Below are 15,350 nucleotides of genomic sequence, written 5' to 3'. Positions count from 1 at the left end.
TTGCTATCAGTCATGAATCACAACCACAGGACCGGTCGGTTTCGATTCAGTTAATCGGCAGCAATTACACCAGGATGGAGATGAAAAGCTCCAGTTCAGAAGGGCCGGACCAGATCTCGATCTCTTCCCGGTAGGCCCGGGTGATCTCCGCCGACGCCGTCGCATCGTCGACCTGCGCCCATACGTCCTCGGCCGGATCGTGGTAGTCGCCGTTCGGCTGGAAGCGGGCGTAGACGCCCTTGGGAACCCGGATCAGCACATCGCCGATCGGGACATCGTGCGGCGTCGGGTACTCGTAGGACACCAGCACGTTGTAGTTGCCCGCCGGATCCGGCACGTACACCGTGGCCAGCGGACGCTCGACGCCGTTGCGGTCACGCAGGCGATCACGCAGGAATTCGATGAGCTCGCTGTTGCTCACCTTGAAGCTCGGCCGCACCCGCGGCACCACGAGCCCGCCGTACACGCCGCCGGAGCGGACCACGATCGAATAGGTCATGAGGGTTCGACCGCCAGATACAGCTCGATCTTGTACGCGTGTGGGTAGCACTCGAAATCGCCGGTGTAGGTGCGCTTGATCTGCTTGTGCTCCTCGGCGTAGGCGATCTGCGTCCATAGATCCGTCATCACCGTCGGGAAGTTGCCCACCGACGAGAACCGGGCATAGGTGCCGCCCGCCAGCCGCGCCACGATGTGCCCGCGCGTGACATCCTCGAACGACTCGCACTGATAGCCGACGATCTGCGTGTTGTAGGTGCCGAGTTCGGCCGCGTAATCGGTGTACGCCGAGGCCAGCGGTCCGCCCAGTTCCTGATGCAGGACGGCGGCCCAGGCCACCTCCAGGTCGTGATCGCGCAGTTCCCCGAGGGCACGTTTGGGGCTGCGCACCGGCAGCCCGGCCACCCACGTCTCGTCCCGCTCGACGATCTCAAACTGCATTGGTAGGAACTCTCTCGGAGATGTGATGCACAGCCCGTCGGCCAACCTTCGCCATGCTATCAACCGCATCGGACAGTGTTCCGCGACACGACATGTGCCGATGCGCGTGACTCGCCGCACGGTCATCGCGGCTGGTCGCGGGGCGACCGAAGATCACACCGGATCGCGCCGGCGATGCGGGCGGGCGACCGGCGCGTGCCAGTGCCGCCACAGCGCGATCAGGCGCAGCCCGACCGCACCCGCACCGGCCAGACCGCCCGTCCAATAGGTGTAGAAGCCGAAGTGCAGCAGTGCGGCGGTGACCGCCGAACCCAGCAGCGCGGGCACCGCGTAGAGCTCGCCGTCGCTGAGCACGCTGGGCGTGACACCGGCCAGCACATCGCGAATGATGCCGCCGCCGACCGCGGTGACCACGCCGAGCGCCGCGGCGGCCCAGGTGGACATGCCGTGCTGAAAGGCGGCGACCGTGCCGGTGACACAGAAGATTCCGAGGCCGATGGCGTCGGCGACATTGAGCGGGGTGCGGACCAGCTTGCGCGGGGGATGCCAGAAGAAGATGACGAGTGCGGATAGTAGAGCCACGCCCGCGAGCATCGGATTCACGAAGGCCGTCGGCGGTGTCGCGCCGATGATGACATCACGGATGATGCCGCCGCCGGTGGCGGTGGCGACCGCGAGCACGGTGATACCGACCACGTCGAACTGTCGGCGCACCGCCAGCAGCGCACCGGATACTCCGAAGGCGAACACGCCCAAGGTGTTTCCCACGCCCTGCGCGGCATCGACCGCAGTGCCGAGCTCGACGAGGTCACTCATACGGGCCGGTTCCCTTCTCAATCGCAAACTCTCGGCTACCGGGGCACAGTATGCCGGGCGGCCCCGGTTCGGCCTGCGGTGGCGGTCCGTGTGGTTGAGTCGGCGGGGTGTGCCGCACCATCGCCGAGCTGGACCACGAGATCACCGAATGCCGCGCGTGCCCGCGATTGGTGGCGTGGCGGGAACAGGTGGCTCGGGACAAGCGCGCCGCGTTCCGGGACGAAACCTATTGGGGACGGCCTGTTCCCAGCTTCGGGCCCGGGGATGCGCGACTGCTGGTGGTCGGGCTGGCGCCGGCCGCCCACGGCGGCAATCGAACCGGGCGGATGTTCACCGGCGACCGGGCGGCGGATGTGCTCATCGCGGCCATGTATCGCGCCGGGCTCGCGAACCAGCCCACGAGCACTCATCCCGACGACGGTCTGCGACTGCTCGGTACGCGGGTCACCGCGCCGGTGCACTGCGCGCCGCCGGACAACAAGCCGACGCCCGGCGAGCGCGACAACTGCCGGCACTGGCTGGACACCGAACTACAGCTGCTGCGGCCTTCGGTTCGCGCGATCGTCGTCCTCGGAGGCTGGGGCTGGCAGGCCCTGTTCCCGGCATTGGCCGAATCCGGTTGGGCGGTACCGAAACCCAGACCCAAGTTCGGCCACGGCGCGCACGTGACCCTCGCCTCCGCGGTGCCCGCAGGCGCGCCCCTGGAGGTCTTCGGCTGCTACCACCCGAGCCAGCAGAACACCTTCACCGGCCGCCTCACCCCCGCCATGATCGAGGCCGTGCTGGTCTCCGCCGCCACCGCCGCGGGCCTGCGTCCACGGCCATGAACAGGCCGATTGGTTAGTATTCGGTTCGTGAACAGGGGCGGAAACTCGACCGATGGCGATGCCGGAGAAGACACGGCAGCGCCGGTGCGGGTGAAGCGCCGCCGCTCCGAAACCCGACAGCGCCTGCTCGACGCCGCGTTCGAAGCCTTCGCCGAGGACGGTCTCGGCCGCTGCACCGTCGAACAGCTCTGCGACCGCGCCGGCTACACCCGCGGCGCCTTCTACTCCAACTTCACCTCCCTCGACGAGGTCTTCCTCGCCATGTGGGAGCAGCGCTCCGCCGCCATGCTCGCCCACGTGACCGCCTTCCTCGACGACAGCGCCGCCCTCGACGTCACCACCGACCCCCGCCGCCTGGTCGAGCACATCCTCGAAGCAGTTCCGGTGGACGACAAGTGGTTCCGCATCACCTCCGAGTTCACCGCCCACGCCCTGCGCACCCCCGCGCTGCGCCAGGTCATGGTCGCCCGCGAATCCGCGATCAGCGCGGCCCTGACCCCCGTGGTCGTCCGCCTCCTGGAATCCCAGGGCCGCCGCGTCCCCGCCCCCGAGGCCCTGGGCCGGGCCCTGGTGGCCGTCCACGACGGCACCCTCGCCCAATGCCTGCTGGAACCCGACAACCCCGCGGTCCAATCCCAGCGCGTAGACCTCTTCCTCCGAGTCCTCGACTCCTACAGCGTCCCCGCCTGACCGCCGTACTCCCCCAGCGCCGCCCGCAGGTTCCGCACGCTCTCCTCGCGGAACTCCGGCATATCGTGCTCGATCGCATGCAGCACATCGATCGCCGAATCCGAACAAGCCCAGAAATCCAGTTTTCCCCTGAGCACCGCATCCACCGTCTTCCCCCGCCGATCCTGCACCCGCCCAACGAATTCCGCCCCCGCATCCGTCCACAGGTAGCAGAGATCGTAATCCGGATCCCCGATCTGCAAATCCCCGAAATCGATCACCCCCGTGATCCGATCCCCCGTCACCAGCAGATGATCCAGACTCACGTCCGCATGCATCACGGCCGGTTCATACCGAAAGTTGGCCTCCCCCTCCAGATATCCCTCCCACACCTCGAGCAGCCGCCGCCCCTCCCGCGTCGGCAACAGCGGAACCACCTGCGCCCGAACCAATTCCAGATCCTCCCCGAACTCCGACCGCATATCCCGCTCCCCCACCCCGAGTTCCCGAGCCCGCCCCACCGAAAACCCGTGCACCTCTTCGATGAACCGAGCCACCACCCCCGCGTTCTCGTCGCTCAACAGCCCCCGCTCCCGCCACGCCCCATCACTGAGCGACTCCCCCGGAACCGCCGGATACACACAGCACTCCCCCGGCCCCAACGGATTCGCCGCCATGAACGCAAACCGCGGAATCCGCACCGACAAGCCCTCCCCCAACTCCGGCAGAACCCGCCCCTCCACCGCAATCCCCTTCGCCCCGTCCTCCCCCTTCGGCAACCGCACCACGAACTCCCCCGCCCCACCGCTCACCAACAGCGCCACACTGTCCATCCCCGCCCCCAACACCCGAACCCGCCCCTCCGCCAACTCCGGCATCGGCGACCCCGCCAACATCCCCCTGACCCTCTCCTCCCACCCCGCCACCATCCCCGTAAACCCCGTCATATCCATCCCCCAATCCTAGAAAAACCCCCAATAACCAGCCGATTCGGCTCTTCCCCAACCCACCTGCTAAAGTTCTTCACCGCAGGCCGGAAACGGTCAGCGGCTGGGGCTATAGCGCAGTTGGTAGCGCGTCTCGTTCGCATCGAGAAGGTCAGGGGTTCGATTCCCCTTAGCTCCACAAGAAAGATCAGCCCTCGGCGATTCGCCGGGGGCTGATCTCGTTTTTGGCGCGATCAGGGTCGCGGGTTCCGCAGGGCACTGTGGTGAATTGTGTGGTTGATTCGCTGCGGGCCGGCATATGGAGTGGCGGTTCAGCGGGTTGTTGCGAGCCAGGTGCGGGGGGAGCAGCCTACTTTTTGGGTGAAGGCTCGGGTGAAGGCCGGTGGGGTGGCGTAGCCGAGTTCGGTGGCGGTTCGGGCCACCGAGGCGCCGGCTCGGAGGCGGTCTTGGGCGAGGGTTATGCGCCAGGTGGTGAGGTAGTCGGCGGGGGGTTGGCCTACCAGGGTTTTGAAGCGGGCGGCGAAGGTGCTGCGGGACATGTGGGCTTCGCGGGCCAGGGTGGCCAGGGTCCAGGGGTGGGCGGGAGATTCGTGGATGGCCACCAGGGCTCGGGCGAGGTTTTCGTCGGCCAGGCCGGGGAGGAGGCCGGCGGGGAGGGAGAGGTCTTCGGCGTGGTCGAGGATCCAGCGGAAGAGTTGGATGAGGACCACTTCGAAGAGTCTGTCGGCCAGGGCTTTTCGGCCGTTGCGGACGTTGTCCATTTCGGCGAAGAGGACGTCGAGGGCCGGTTCCAGGGTGGGGACCGCGCTCAGGGGGAGGACGATCAGGGGCGGGAGGGTCCGGACCAGGGGATGGGTGGGACCGCCATCGAAATCGAGTGTGGCGCAGGTGAAGTCGGAGTCCAGCGTGGGGGCGTTGTGGAAGGCGTGGTCCAGGGGGCGGGGGTAGAACAGCAGGCTGGGTTGGTCGATGTGGCGAGTTTCCAGGCGGCCGCAGTCGGCCTGGTGTGTCACTTCCATTTCGCCGCGGCGGAGCACGTGGAGGAACCCTCGCCCCAGGCGTGCGTCGAAAGTCGTTACGCCGCAGAGCGGTCCGGCGTGGAACAGACGGGTTCGCACGCGGAAGCGTTCGAGCAGGGGCGAGAGCTGGTCGAGGGAAGCCACACACCAAGGATGCCAGACGATTTGGTAAGTAATCGGGATGAATTGCATCAATACGTCCACGGTGCGCGGGCAGTCTGGGAGTACGTCATCCGGCGGGGCACCGCCGGGGCGTCGTCCGAGCCACGACCCTAGGAGCACACCATGTCTCTCGTCCCCTTTGTCGAACGCGAATCCGCGACCGGAATCGTCAGGGACCAGCTGGATCTCATTCATGCGGCGTTCGGGACCGTGCCCGCGATGTTCCGAGCGGTCGCGAATTCACCTGCCGCACTGACCAGCATGTGGGCCGCGTTCGGCGCCTTCGGCGGCGGCGCGCTGGGATCGGCCCTCAGCGAACAGATCGCCGTGGCGGTCGCCAACCGAAATTCGTGCGAGTACTGCCTGGCCGCGCACACCGCCCTCGGACGCAAGGCCGGCGTCAGCCCTGCGGCGCTGCGAGCCGCACAAACGGGTGATTCCGACGATCCGCGGACCGCGGCGCTGCTGGGTTTCGCACTGAAGCTGGTGGAAGAGCGCGGTCAGGTCACCCCGGCAGACGTGCAGGCACTCCGCGACGAGGGCTGGAGCGATGAGCACATTGTCGAGGTGATCGGCCAGGTCGCACTCAACCTGTTCACCAACTACATCAATATCGCCCTCGCGGTACCGGTCGACTTCCCCACGGTGGGCCTGCGGCAGGCCGATGGGGCATCCGCCCGCTAGCTGCCGGTGCGGCCGCTATGGCGTCGGCGTGGCCGTAGCGAGGCAATCTTGGTTCAGAAGCCCAGCAGGGCGCGGATCGAGCCGGTGAGGATTCCCGAGGTGAGAGCCTCCAGGGCTTCGGGCTCTACGGCGGTTGTGGGGATGGTTCGGGTGTCGCAGCCGGTTTGCGGGGATGGGTCCTCGACCTGCTGTTGCAGCCAGGCCAGGGCGGCGGGGGCGCCCAGGAACCATTCGCCGGTGTGGCCGGACAGCGGCATCGACAGCTGTGATCGGCGGTAGGTCACCGATGTGCCGGTGGCGCAGTGGTTTTCGACGAAGGCGTCGACGGCGGCGATCGTGCTGCCCTCGTCGTCGATGGCGTTGTAGACGTAGAGGGGCGCGGTCGGGGCGGGGGCGTCGAGGTTGCGGGCGGTCAATGCCGCGCCGATGATCGGATCGGCCAGCACATGCTCGAGCGGGGCCGTGAGGAACTGGTTCGCGTCGAATCCCAAGAAAGAGGCCATGTTCTGCGGGGCGCAGTTGGCCATTGCCTCGGTGATCTTCTGGCGGCCGGCGGGGGTGAGGTAGCGGTTCAGGGCTGCGGCGAATTCCGGGGAGTCCTGCACCATGCCGATCAAGCCGAGCAGAACGAATGCACCGCCGACAGGGGTGCCGTTGGTAGCCAGGAGGGCTGCCCGGGTGTCGGCCACCGGTGCACCGAGGGCCGCGCCGACCAGGTTCAGTTCGGGGGCGTAGCTCGGCTGTTCCCGCGCGGCCCAGCTACTGGCCATCCCGCCGCCCGAGTATCCCCACAGCACGGTCCGGGTATCCGGGTCGAGACTCAGGGAATCGAACGCTGTGGCTGCCCGAATACCGTCCAGGACAACGTATCCGGGTTCTCGATAGCCCCCGGAGTTATTGTCCACGCCGCCGTGGTCGGGCACCGACACCGCCCAGCCGCGCGCGAGTGCGGCGGCGACCATGGGGGTTTCATTGGCCATTGTCGAGAGCTGGATCGGGCTCGAGCTGGAGAGGTCGAACCAGGGCACCTTGCCCTGTTGCAGGGTCTGCGACGGCTGGCAGTGCGGCGCAACGGCATCGGTCATGTTCTGGTAGGACAGCAGCGCTGTCGGCCGTGCCATGTCAACAGGCTTCAGCACTGTCGTGACAGCGGCGTACGGACGGCCGCCGGCATCGGTGGTCCGGTAGAGCAGCTGCCACGCGTCGACCCGCATGGGGATCAGCTGCGAAAAGCTCGGCTCGATCGAGCGGGTGCGCAGGATCGTTCCCGGTTGCGCCGCTTCATAATCGGCGGGCGGAGTGTAGAACGGATCGGCGGTATTCGGCGCAGCCGCCGCCGGAGCCGCGATGGCACCGGCGGTTGCGAGGACAACGGCCACCGGCAGCAGTACACGTACCGCCTGCGCGAAAACCCTTCCCCCGTAACGGAATTTCTGATTCGCCGACATCGGCCCCACCTTCCCCTCAGCACGGAACTGTAACAGGTTCCAGATTGATCGGGAGGGCTCTCGCATGTAGGACGCCATGGCGTTGTCGCTCACGCTTCGCCGACACCGTCCTGATCGACGGGAGTCAGAAGACGAAGCCGCGCAGTGCGAGAAAGCGGAGTCCGCCGACCGCGGCCATGACGACGACCACGGCGCTCGCCTGCTCGATCTGGTCCAAACCCGGCGCCCAGAACTCGAGCAGGGCCAGGGCCGCGGTGCTGATCAACAGGCCGAGCGCGGCCAGGCCGCCGCCCTCCCACTGTGCGGTGAGCCAACCGACCCGCCCGGCCGCGCGGAACGTGAGCTGTCGGTGCAGTTCGTTCGCGATCACCGTGCTCACGATCGATCCGGCGATATTGGCGACCAGCGGACCGCTGCCGTTCAAGGCCGCGAAAAGCAGCACGTAGGCGATATTGCTGAAGCCGCCGACCAGCGCGAACCGGATCAGCTGAGCGAAAGCGTGATCGCCACGGAGGTACCGCATCACGCCGACGGCTCCGAAGAGCATTCCCGGCTGGGCTGTCTGCAGGACGGTCATGGGTCATTCCGATCAGGCACTGGTCCGCGCCGCTGCTGCGGCACGATTCGAATATACGTAGGCGTATACGTATATGCAAGATCGGGGTGGGAACAGCGCTGATCGGGGGCGTCCGGTTGGGGCAGGCGTGCCGCTCAGAGTGTCCGGGGGCCGAGCTCTCGAACGACCTCGGCCAGGGCGCGGATCGGCTCGTCCTCGGACTCACCGCGCCAGACCAGCGCGAAAGACAGCGGCGGCATATCCACGATGGGGATGAAGTCGATGTTGGACATGCCCCAGTGCCTTCGCACATGGCCGGGGAACGGGTGCACGACCTCACCGGTGCTCACCATGTCGATCAGATCGTCGGCGTGCAGGCTAGGGGTGCCGCGGGTGAGCGGGCGGCCACCGGGAGTGCTGAACGGCAGATACCCTTCCTCCCAGTAGCGCGCCCCCAGCGGCGCCATGGCAACCGGGAAGTCGGCGATCTCCTCGATCGAAACCTCGGTGCGCCCGGCCAGTACGTGGTCGTCGGCGACCGCCAGCACCCGGGGATCGGTGCACAGCGTCGGTCCCACCACGAAATCCGGCTCCCGCACCGGGAGCCACAGAACCGCGGCATCGAATTCGCCGGTGCGCAGCTGTTCGAACGGATCGGTGTAGTGCATGCGGCGAAGTCGCAACTGCCACATGGGATGTCGCTCCCGGAACGTGTCCCAGAAGACGCGGAACTCACTGATGTTGAACGGCATCAAGCCCACGCGCAGCACCGCGGTCTGCCCGCTGGCAGCCAGTTTGGCGCGCTGCATACTGTGCGCGAAGCCCTCGTAGTGCGGCAGCAGATCGCCGCGCAGCTGCTCCCCGACCGCGGTGAGCCGCACGGTGCGATTCGTACGCTCGAACAGCAGCGCGCCGATCTTCCGCTCCTGCTTCTTGATCGCCTGGGTGATGCGGGCCGGGGTGACGTGCAACCGCTCGGCGGTACGCCCGAAGTGCAGTTCTTCGGCCAGGGTCAAGAAGATCTCGATGTCGCGCAGTTCCACGCGGTTCCCGCCTCACTTACTCCGCGGTTAATGCCGCATTGCGCTTTTCGTCGTTGTTCGGCCCCGTCCGGGCCGCCCATTCTAAGCAGGGCTCCATCGATCACGGTGGTCGGCGGGGATTTCACAGATGAGGAGTTGTTCGCATGGTGAGTGCTGGCGATGTTCCGGCACACGCGGGTCGGTGGCCCTACCAGCCGAACGCGCGGGATGTACTGCCGGAGCTGAATGTTCGGCTGCTCGAGGCGTTCCTGATGGTGGCGTCGGAAGGCAACATCACACGGGCGGCGGCGCGATTGCACCTGACACAGCAGACGCTCTCGTCCCAGATCCGGCAGCTGGAGCGGGCCTTGGGGGCGACCCTGCTGGTGCGCGGTCCGCGCGGGGTGCGGTTGACCGAGGCCGGACAGGCGCTGGCGGAGGGGTCCGCGGCACTGGTCGACGGCTGGATCGCGCTGGCCGAACGCGTGAATTCCGCGGCGGGGCAGTCCAGCAAGAGATTGCGGGTGCTGGGCTACCCGTGCCAGACCGCGCCGTTCCTCATCCGGATGGCCGACGCGTTGGAGGCGGCGGTGCCGGAACTGCGGCTGGATCTGGTCAGCGTGCGGACCATACCGGAGGGGGTACGCGCGCTCGAGTCGGGCCGCGCGGATGCCGGGTTCGGCTGGCTCCCGCTCGATGGAACCCGGTTGCGGCACAGCGTCATCGAATCCGAGGCGTGGGTGGCGACGGTCTCGCGCGACCACCGTTTCGCCGACCACGACGTGCTGGTGCTGGCCGAGCTGGCCGAGGATCCGATGGTGCTGCCCGCCATCTTCGTGTCCGAAGCGGTGGAACGGGATTGGGTCGCCGCCTTGCGCCCGGGCCGGTCCATGCGTGATCCGGTGGTGCTGAACTGGGAGCACGGTCCGATCATCGCGGCACGGCGGCAGGGCATCTGGCTGGCTCCGGAATCCATGGCACAGCGGCACGCGGACAGTGGATCCCGGCTGCTTCCGCTGGCCGACGCGCCCCGTATCGACGCGGTGGTCATGTGGAACGAACAGGCTCCGGAAGGTTTGGTGCAGGAGCTGATCAGCGCTGTACGAGGAGTGACGGCATGACGCGGGCGAGCTGGCGGCACAAACCGTGTTGGTCGCAGGCACCGGAAAAGATTGTTTTGCCGGAGTTTTCGGGCTCCGCAGAATCGAATGGCAACTGTCCCTCCGCTTTCGAGGATGTGCCCATGCCGATTCGCAGTACGGCCGAGGTCATGGACCTGTTCAATCGCGCGTTCACCGAGACCGCGCCCGAGCTGCTCGACGACCTCGTCGACGAGGATTGCGTCATGGAGTCGGTGCAGCCCGCGCCGACCGGGGAGCGGGTGGAAGGGCGGGAGGACTGCCTGATCTGGTGGAAGACCCTGATCGAGGACCGGTCTACGCGGTTCCAGCCACAAGAGGTGATTGTCGCCGGGGACCGGGCCACCATCCGCTGGCACTACCGCTACGGGGCCGGGGCCGACGAATGGGTCGAGGGCGTGAACCTCATGCGGGTGCGCGCGGGCCGGATCACCGAGGCACTCGGGTACAGCAAGACCGCGGGTGAGGTGCCGTTGGCTACCGACACCGCCGGCGCGTAATCGAGCCGCCGGTGGGGGTCGGCCGCCGCCGTGCACCGGTGTGCGCGGCCCGCCGGGTGGTGCGACGGGCTCGTGCACACGGCGCGCGCCGATCAGCGGTAGGAACCGCTGGTCAGGTCCGAAATGACGTCGGGGCCCGCGGGTTCCCAACGCAGCCGGTCGATTCCGGCTCGACCGGTGATGGCCTGGCTCAGCGCCAGGGCGTCGGCGAAGAGCGCGCCCAGTTCGGCTCGGGCCTCGTCGAGAGGCCAGACCTTGATCTCACCGGAGACGCCGGCCGCCCGGCCGGCGGCCACGGCCAGGTCTGCGACCGGGACGGCGGGCTGACTGATGCCGTGCCAGACCGAACCGGCGGGCGCGGCGTCGACGACCTTGGCGAAAAGGTCGGCCAGATCGTCGATGTGGACCATGGGCCACACGACCGCGGGGTCGGCGACGACCACGGGCGCCTCGTGCTTGCGGGCCAGATCGACCAGGAGGGCGGGGATGCCGCCGCCACGGCCGTGCACGATACCGGGGCGGATGACGGCCGCGCGGACATCCGCGTCGGCGAGCGCGAGGACCTGGCGTTCGATGTCGGGACGGTACCCGACGATGGGAATCGGGTTGGTCGGCGTGGTTTCGTCGGCCCCGTCGGTCGCGCCGAGCACCCAGATTCCACTGGTGTAGACGAACGGCTTGCCGGTGCCGCGCAGCGGATCGGTCAGCGCGGTGATCGCGGCCGCGTCGACGGCCGCATCGCCGCTGGGGGTGGCCAGGTTGACGACGGCGTCGATGTCGGGGGTGACCGCGGCGGTCAGCGAGGCCGGGTCGGTCAGATCTCCCGTGCGGGTCTCGTACCCGGTCGCGGCGGCGCCGGGGCGTTCGAGCGCCACGACCTCCTGGCCGAGCGATGAAAGGTGTTCGGCGACAGCGGAACCCACATAGCCGCTGGCACCGATGAGTAGTACTCGCATGGAAATCTCCTCCTGGTTGCATCAACCGTCCGGAGCCCGCACCGCAGGCGTACCGTACCCCGGTACAGTATTACGCGACGACACTTTCCACCAGTCGGCGGCGGCAAACCTGCGGCCGTGAGGGTTCGATGCAATCCCGGAGGACGCGGTCACCGGCCGCCGGGGACGGGGCAGGCGTCAGCGGCCTCGGTGACCACCTGCGGTTCGGAGGGCGGGTCCGGTCGTCGGCCCGAAGCCCAGTCCGCCCCGGTCAGGGGTTCTTGCGCGGCAAGGTTTTCGAGTTCCGCCGGGCTGAAAACTCGTGCCCGGCTGAGGAATCGGCAACCCTCTGGCGCCTCGAGGCTGAAACCGGAACCGCGGCCGGGGACGACATCCAGGACCAGCTGCGTGTGCCGCCACGCGGCGAACTGCGGGCCGGAAATCCACACGGGGACCGCGTCTTCCGGCTCGACAGCGGCTGCGGGCATATCCCCCGCCCGCAGGCGCAGATCGAGCAGGCCGAGCAGCACGTCCCGGTCGCCGATCCGGAATTCGCCTGCGGGATAGCACATGGGGGCGGAGCCGTCGCAGCAGCCGCCGGACTGGTGCAGCATGAGGGGGCCGTGCGTGGTGCGGAGGCGATGGAGGAGGTCCATCGCCGCCGCGGTGGCGCGCACGCGCGCCGGAATCGCGTTGGGGGGCATCAGAAGAAGCCCATGGCCTTGGGTGCGTAGCTGACCAGGAGGTTCTTGGTCTGCTGATAGTGGTCGAGCATCATGCGATGGGTTTCGCGGCCGATGCCGGACTGCTTGTAGCCGCCGAAGGCGGCGTGCGCGGGGTACTGGTGATAGGTGTTGGTCCAGACCCGGCCGGCCTGGATGTCGCGACCCACCCGGTAGGCGACACTGCCGTCACGGGACCAGACGCCGGCGCCGAGACCGTACAGGGTGTCGTTGGCGATCTTGACAGCATCGTCGTAGTCGGCGAAGGAGGTCACCGAGACCACGGGGCCGAAGATCTCCTCCTGGAAAATGCGCATGGAATTGTCGCCGGTGAAGACGGTCGGCTGCACGTAGTAGCCGCCGGACAGGTCACCGCCGAGGTCGGCGCGCTCGCCGCCGGTGAGCAGGGTCGCGCCCTCACCCTTGCCGATCTCGATGTAGGACAGGATCTTTTCGAGCTGGTCGTTGCTGGCCTGGGCGCCGATCATGGTCTCGGTGTCGAGCGGGTCGCCCTGCTTGACGGCCTTGGTGCGAACCACCGCCGCGCCGAGGAAGTCGTCGTAGATGCCGGCCTGAATGAGCGCGCGGGACGGGCAGGTGCAGACCTCGCCCTGATTGAGCGCGAACATGGTGAAACCCTCGAGGGCCTTGTCGCGGAAATCGTCGTCGGCCGCAAGCACATCGGAGAAGAAGATATTGGGGCTCTTGCCGCCCAGCTCCAGAGTGACCGGGATCAGGTTCTCCGAGGCGTACTGCATGATGAGGCGGCCGGTGGTGGTCTCACCGGTGAAGGCGATCTTGCGGATGCGCGGGCTGGAGGCCAGCGGCTTGCCCGCCTCCACGCCGAATCCATTGACCACGTTGACGACTCCCGGCGGGAGCAGGTCGCCGATGAGGCTCATCAGGAACAGGATCGAGGCCGGGGTCTGCTCGGCGGGCTTGAGCACCACCGCGTTTCCGGCCGCCAGCGCGGGGGCCAGCTTCCACACCGCCATGAGGATCGGGAAGTTCCACGGAATGATCTGGCCGACCACGCCGAGCGGCTCGTGGAAGTGGTAGGCGACGGTGTCGTCGTCGATCTGCGACAGTGAACCCTCTTGTGCGCGAATGGCTCCCGCGAAGTAGCGGAAGTGGTCGATGGCGAGCGGGATGTCGGCGGCCAGGGTCTCGCGGATGGGCTTGCCGTTGTCCCAGGTCTCCGCGAGCGCGAGCGCCTCCAGGTTGTCCGCCATCCGGTCGGCGATCTTGTTGAGCAGGACGGCCCGCTCGGCGACCGAGGTCTTGCCCCACGCGGGCGCGGCGGCGTGCGCGGCATCCAGCGCCAGCTCGATGTCCTCGGCCGTGCCCCGCGCCACCTCGCAGAAGGCTTGTCCCGTAACGGGAGTCGGATTCTCGAAGTACTGCCCCTTGACGGGCGCCACCCATTCCCCGCCGATCCAGTTGTCGTAGCGGGCCTGGAACGACATGGCGGCCTCGGGCGTTCCGGGGCGGGCGAAGACGGTCATCGAATACTCCTCGATCAGCTGACATCTCGGGCGTCAGGGTGATCCAGAACACTACGAAGCGACCTGTTGCGCGACGGTTGCAACTAACTGGTCAGATGCCCAATCTCGTGTCCAGGACCCGCAACTGGGCCTTCACCTGCGCATACAGCGAGGAACCCGGATCCAGCGCACCGAGATACGCGGCCCACGCGGCGCTGTCGTCACGGCCTTCCACCGAGCCGGTCCAGCGCGCCAGCAGGCGGCGATCCCGGCTCGTCAGCAGCGCGGCGCGCAGCCGTTCCCGCAATTCGGCCCGCAGTTCGGCAATGCCCGGCGCGAGCGAACGCGGCAGCAGCGCACCGGGATACGCGCGCAGCGCCGCCTTCGCATCACCGCGCGCGAGGGCGGCGCGCACCTCGTCCACATCGGTGCGCAGATCGATCAGCAGCCGATACGGTTTGGACCCGATACCCCCGGCCCCCACCAGCTTTCGCACCCGCGACAGCTCGGCTCGAATCGTCACCGGATCCAGCTCCGACTCGTCCAGCAGCAGCGCCAGATGATCGGCGCTCAGCCCCTCCGGATGCTCCACGAGCAGCAACAGAATCTCGGCATGCCGCTGCGACAACCGAATCCGCTCCCCCGCCCGCGTCAGAATCGCGGCCGGCCCCAGCACCTGCAACCGAGCCGTACTGTCCCCCAACGGTTTCGGCGACTCCAGCAGAAGCAGCCGCAGCTCCGACTCCACCGCCGCCACCGTGGCCCGCACCAGCGACAGCACCTCCGGCGCCGCCACCCGCGGCCCACCGGTGATATCGATGGCCCCGATCACCCGCCCGCTGAGCGGATCATGCACGGGCGCAGCCGAACAACTCCACTCCTGCACCATCCGGCTGAAATGCTCCGCCCCGAAAATCTGCACGTGATGATCGAGCGCCAGCGCCGTCCCCGGCGCATTGGTCCCCACCCGATCCTCACTCCAGTCCGCCCCCTCCACGAAATTCATCGCACAGGCCCGGTCCTTGACCCGCGACTCCCCCTCCACCCACAGCAGCCGCCCCCGCGCATCACTGACCGCCACCAGCAGTCCGGCCTCTACCGCGTCCTCCACCAACAGCTTTCGCACCACCGGCCGCACGGCCGCCATCGGATGCTCGGCCCGATACCCGCGCAACTCCGAGTCCCCCAGCACGCCCCCGCCGCCCGCCGCGTCCGGATCCACCCCGTGTTCCCGGCTGCGCCGCCAGGATTCGAGCACCACCGCCCGCACCGAATCTCCCCCGGCGGGCGTTTCGCCCCCGGTCACGAACCGAGCGTGCGCCGACGAAACCCGCCGCGCCAGCAGCCCGAGATCTTCTCCCGGCCGCGCGGCGACCCATGGATTCACCTGTTCCGAGCTGCCCAATCGGTGTCCTTCGAACCTGCGGGACTTCACTGTAACACCGGTCACACCGCCGACCGCGGCCCCGGAGAATGGGCCC

The 15,350-nt window shown here is 67.9% G+C and carries 17 protein-coding genes and 1 tRNA gene; 6 read left to right on the top strand and 12 right to left on the bottom strand.

Features of this window, described 5'->3' with window-relative positions; all coding sequences use genetic code 11:
• Nucleotides 1–64: 64 nt before the first annotated feature.
• The 3 genes from H0264_RS09980 to H0264_RS09970 form a co-directional block, all read right to left on the bottom strand.
• Entirely contained in the window at nt 65–499 is a 435-nt protein-coding gene (locus H0264_RS09980; RefSeq protein ID WP_181583701.1) for an effector binding domain-containing protein, read from the bottom strand.
• A complete protein-coding gene (locus tag H0264_RS09975) occupies nt 496–939 on the bottom strand; it encodes a GyrI-like domain-containing protein (protein WP_181583700.1) in 444 nt (147 codons plus the stop codon). The genes H0264_RS09980 and H0264_RS09975 overlap by 4 nt, the downstream gene beginning before the upstream one ends.
• A 153-nt stretch (nt 940–1,092) precedes the next feature.
• Nucleotides 1,093–1,755: a trimeric intracellular cation channel family protein gene (locus tag H0264_RS09970; RefSeq protein ID WP_181583699.1), complete on the bottom strand. Its 663-nt coding sequence runs from the start codon at nt 1,753–1,755 to the stop codon at nt 1,093–1,095.
• 107 nt (nt 1,756–1,862) lie between these two features.
• Here H0264_RS09970 and H0264_RS09965 point away from each other — a divergent pair, with 107 nt between their 5' ends.
• Together H0264_RS09965 and H0264_RS09960 are read left to right on the top strand one after the other, a co-directional pair.
• Entirely contained in the window at nt 1,863–2,582 is a 720-nt protein-coding gene (locus H0264_RS09965) for a uracil-DNA glycosylase (protein ID WP_181583698.1), read from the top strand.
• Nucleotides 2,583–2,609: 27 nt separating this feature from the next.
• Nucleotides 2,610–3,272 (top strand): TetR/AcrR family transcriptional regulator, encoded by a 663-nt coding sequence (locus H0264_RS09960; protein ID WP_231083240.1) that lies wholly within the window; start codon nt 2,610–2,612, stop codon nt 3,270–3,272.
• Here H0264_RS09960 and H0264_RS09955 read toward each other — a convergent pair.
• Nucleotides 3,254–4,084, bottom strand: a complete 831-nt coding sequence (locus tag H0264_RS09955; protein WP_231087162.1) for a phosphotransferase — start codon at nt 4,082–4,084, stop codon at nt 3,254–3,256. The genes H0264_RS09960 and H0264_RS09955 overlap by 19 nt on opposite strands.
• A 219-nt stretch (nt 4,085–4,303) precedes the next feature.
• Between H0264_RS09955 and H0264_RS09950 the strand changes: the two genes are divergently transcribed.
• Nucleotides 4,304–4,376, top strand: a tRNA-Ala gene (locus H0264_RS09950).
• 133 nt (nt 4,377–4,509) lie between these two features.
• Here H0264_RS09950 and H0264_RS09945 read toward each other — a convergent pair.
• The gene (locus H0264_RS09945) at nt 4,510–5,361 is read right to left on the bottom strand and encodes an AraC family transcriptional regulator (RefSeq protein ID WP_220139961.1); all 852 of its coding nucleotides are present in this window, start codon (nt 5,359–5,361) and stop codon (nt 4,510–4,512) included.
• A 141-nt stretch (nt 5,362–5,502) separates the two neighbouring features.
• Between H0264_RS09945 and H0264_RS09940 the strand changes: the two genes are divergently transcribed.
• Nucleotides 5,503–6,063, top strand: a complete 561-nt coding sequence (locus tag H0264_RS09940; RefSeq protein ID WP_181583696.1) for a carboxymuconolactone decarboxylase family protein — start codon at nt 5,503–5,505, stop codon at nt 6,061–6,063.
• Nucleotides 6,064–6,116: 53 nt separating this feature from the next.
• Here the strand turns inward: H0264_RS09940 and H0264_RS09935 are convergent, their stop codons facing one another.
• The 3 genes from H0264_RS09935 to H0264_RS09925 form a co-directional block, all read right to left on the bottom strand.
• Entirely contained in the window at nt 6,117–7,511 is a 1,395-nt protein-coding gene (locus H0264_RS09935; protein ID WP_181583695.1) for a lipase family protein, read from the bottom strand.
• 124 nt (nt 7,512–7,635) lie between these two features.
• Entirely contained in the window at nt 7,636–8,088 is a 453-nt protein-coding gene (locus H0264_RS09930) for a GtrA family protein (RefSeq protein ID WP_181583694.1), read from the bottom strand.
• Nucleotides 8,089–8,222: 134 nt separating this feature from the next.
• Nucleotides 8,223–9,110 (bottom strand): LysR family transcriptional regulator, encoded by an 888-nt coding sequence (locus H0264_RS09925; RefSeq protein ID WP_181583693.1) that lies wholly within the window; start codon nt 9,108–9,110, stop codon nt 8,223–8,225.
• Nucleotides 9,111–9,253: 143 nt separating this feature from the next.
• Between H0264_RS09925 and H0264_RS09920 the strand changes: the two genes are divergently transcribed.
• Both H0264_RS09920 and H0264_RS09915 read left to right on the top strand, forming a co-directional pair.
• Nucleotides 9,254–10,210, top strand: coding sequence for a LysR family transcriptional regulator (locus tag H0264_RS09920; protein ID WP_181583692.1), 957 nt, complete (start codon nt 9,254–9,256; stop codon nt 10,208–10,210).
• 122 nt (nt 10,211–10,332) lie between these two features.
• On the top strand, nt 10,333–10,728 hold the full coding sequence (locus H0264_RS09915; RefSeq protein WP_181583691.1) for a nuclear transport factor 2 family protein: 396 nt from the start codon (nt 10,333–10,335) through the stop codon (nt 10,726–10,728).
• A 92-nt stretch (nt 10,729–10,820) separates the two neighbouring features.
• On the opposite strand, the gene H0264_RS09910 is transcribed toward H0264_RS09915, so the two are convergent.
• The 4 genes from H0264_RS09910 to H0264_RS09895 all read right to left on the bottom strand — a co-directional run bounded on the left by H0264_RS09910 (nt 10,821) and on the right by H0264_RS09895 (nt 15,274).
• On the bottom strand, nt 10,821–11,684 hold the full coding sequence (locus H0264_RS09910; protein WP_181583690.1) for an NAD-dependent epimerase/dehydratase family protein: 864 nt from the start codon (nt 11,682–11,684) through the stop codon (nt 10,821–10,823).
• A 149-nt stretch (nt 11,685–11,833) separates the two neighbouring features.
• Nucleotides 11,834–12,367 (bottom strand): DUF779 domain-containing protein, encoded by a 534-nt coding sequence (locus H0264_RS09905; RefSeq protein ID WP_181583689.1) that lies wholly within the window; start codon nt 12,365–12,367, stop codon nt 11,834–11,836.
• The gene (adh, locus tag H0264_RS09900; RefSeq protein WP_181583688.1) at nt 12,367–13,890 is read right to left on the bottom strand and encodes an aldehyde dehydrogenase; all 1,524 of its coding nucleotides are present in this window, start codon (nt 13,888–13,890) and stop codon (nt 12,367–12,369) included. Before adh ends, H0264_RS09905 begins: the two co-directional genes overlap by 1 nt.
• Before the next feature lie 91 nt (nt 13,891–13,981).
• Entirely contained in the window at nt 13,982–15,274 is a 1,293-nt protein-coding gene (locus tag H0264_RS09895) for a helix-turn-helix domain-containing protein (protein ID WP_181583687.1), read from the bottom strand.
• Nucleotides 15,275–15,350: the final 76 nt, after the last annotated feature.

The sequence above is a fragment of the Nocardia huaxiensis genome (assembly GCF_013744875.1).
Taxonomy (GTDB): Bacteria; Actinomycetota; Actinomycetes; order Mycobacteriales; family Mycobacteriaceae; genus Nocardia; species Nocardia huaxiensis.
This window is presented reverse-complemented; position numbering and strand designations above follow the sequence as displayed.

Excerpts from the sequence above, each read along its gene's own strand:
- H0264_RS09980 (WP_181583701.1), bottom strand. The coding sequence starts at position 499 with ATGACCTATTCGATCGTGGTCCGCTCCGGCGGCGTGTACGGCGGGCTC.
- H0264_RS09975 (WP_181583700.1), bottom strand. The coding sequence starts at position 939 with ATGCAGTTTGAGATCGTCGAGCGGGACGAGACGTGGGTGGCCGGGCTG.
- H0264_RS09970 (WP_181583699.1), bottom strand. The coding sequence starts at position 1,755 with ATGAGTGACCTCGTCGAGCTCGGCACTGCGGTCGATGCCGCGCAGGGC.
- H0264_RS09955 (WP_231087162.1), bottom strand. The coding sequence starts at position 4,084 with ATGGACAGTGTGGCGCTGTTGGTGAGCGGTGGGGCGGGGGAGTTCGTG.
- H0264_RS09940 (WP_181583696.1), top strand. The coding sequence starts at position 5,503 with ATGTCTCTCGTCCCCTTTGTCGAACGCGAATCCGCGACCGGAATCGTC.
- H0264_RS09935 (WP_181583695.1), bottom strand. The coding sequence starts at position 7,511 with ATGTCGGCGAATCAGAAATTCCGTTACGGGGGAAGGGTTTTCGCGCAG.
- H0264_RS09930 (WP_181583694.1), bottom strand. The coding sequence starts at position 8,088 with ATGACCGTCCTGCAGACAGCCCAGCCGGGAATGCTCTTCGGAGCCGTC.
- H0264_RS09920 (WP_181583692.1), top strand. The coding sequence starts at position 9,254 with ATGGTGAGTGCTGGCGATGTTCCGGCACACGCGGGTCGGTGGCCCTAC.
- H0264_RS09915 (WP_181583691.1), top strand. The coding sequence starts at position 10,333 with ATGCCGATTCGCAGTACGGCCGAGGTCATGGACCTGTTCAATCGCGCG.
- H0264_RS09910 (WP_181583690.1), bottom strand. The coding sequence starts at position 11,684 with ATGCGAGTACTACTCATCGGTGCCAGCGGCTATGTGGGTTCCGCTGTC.
- H0264_RS09905 (WP_181583689.1), bottom strand. The coding sequence starts at position 12,367 with ATGCCCCCCAACGCGATTCCGGCGCGCGTGCGCGCCACCGCGGCGGCG.
- adh (WP_181583688.1), bottom strand. The coding sequence starts at position 13,890 with ATGACCGTCTTCGCCCGCCCCGGAACGCCCGAGGCCGCCATGTCGTTC.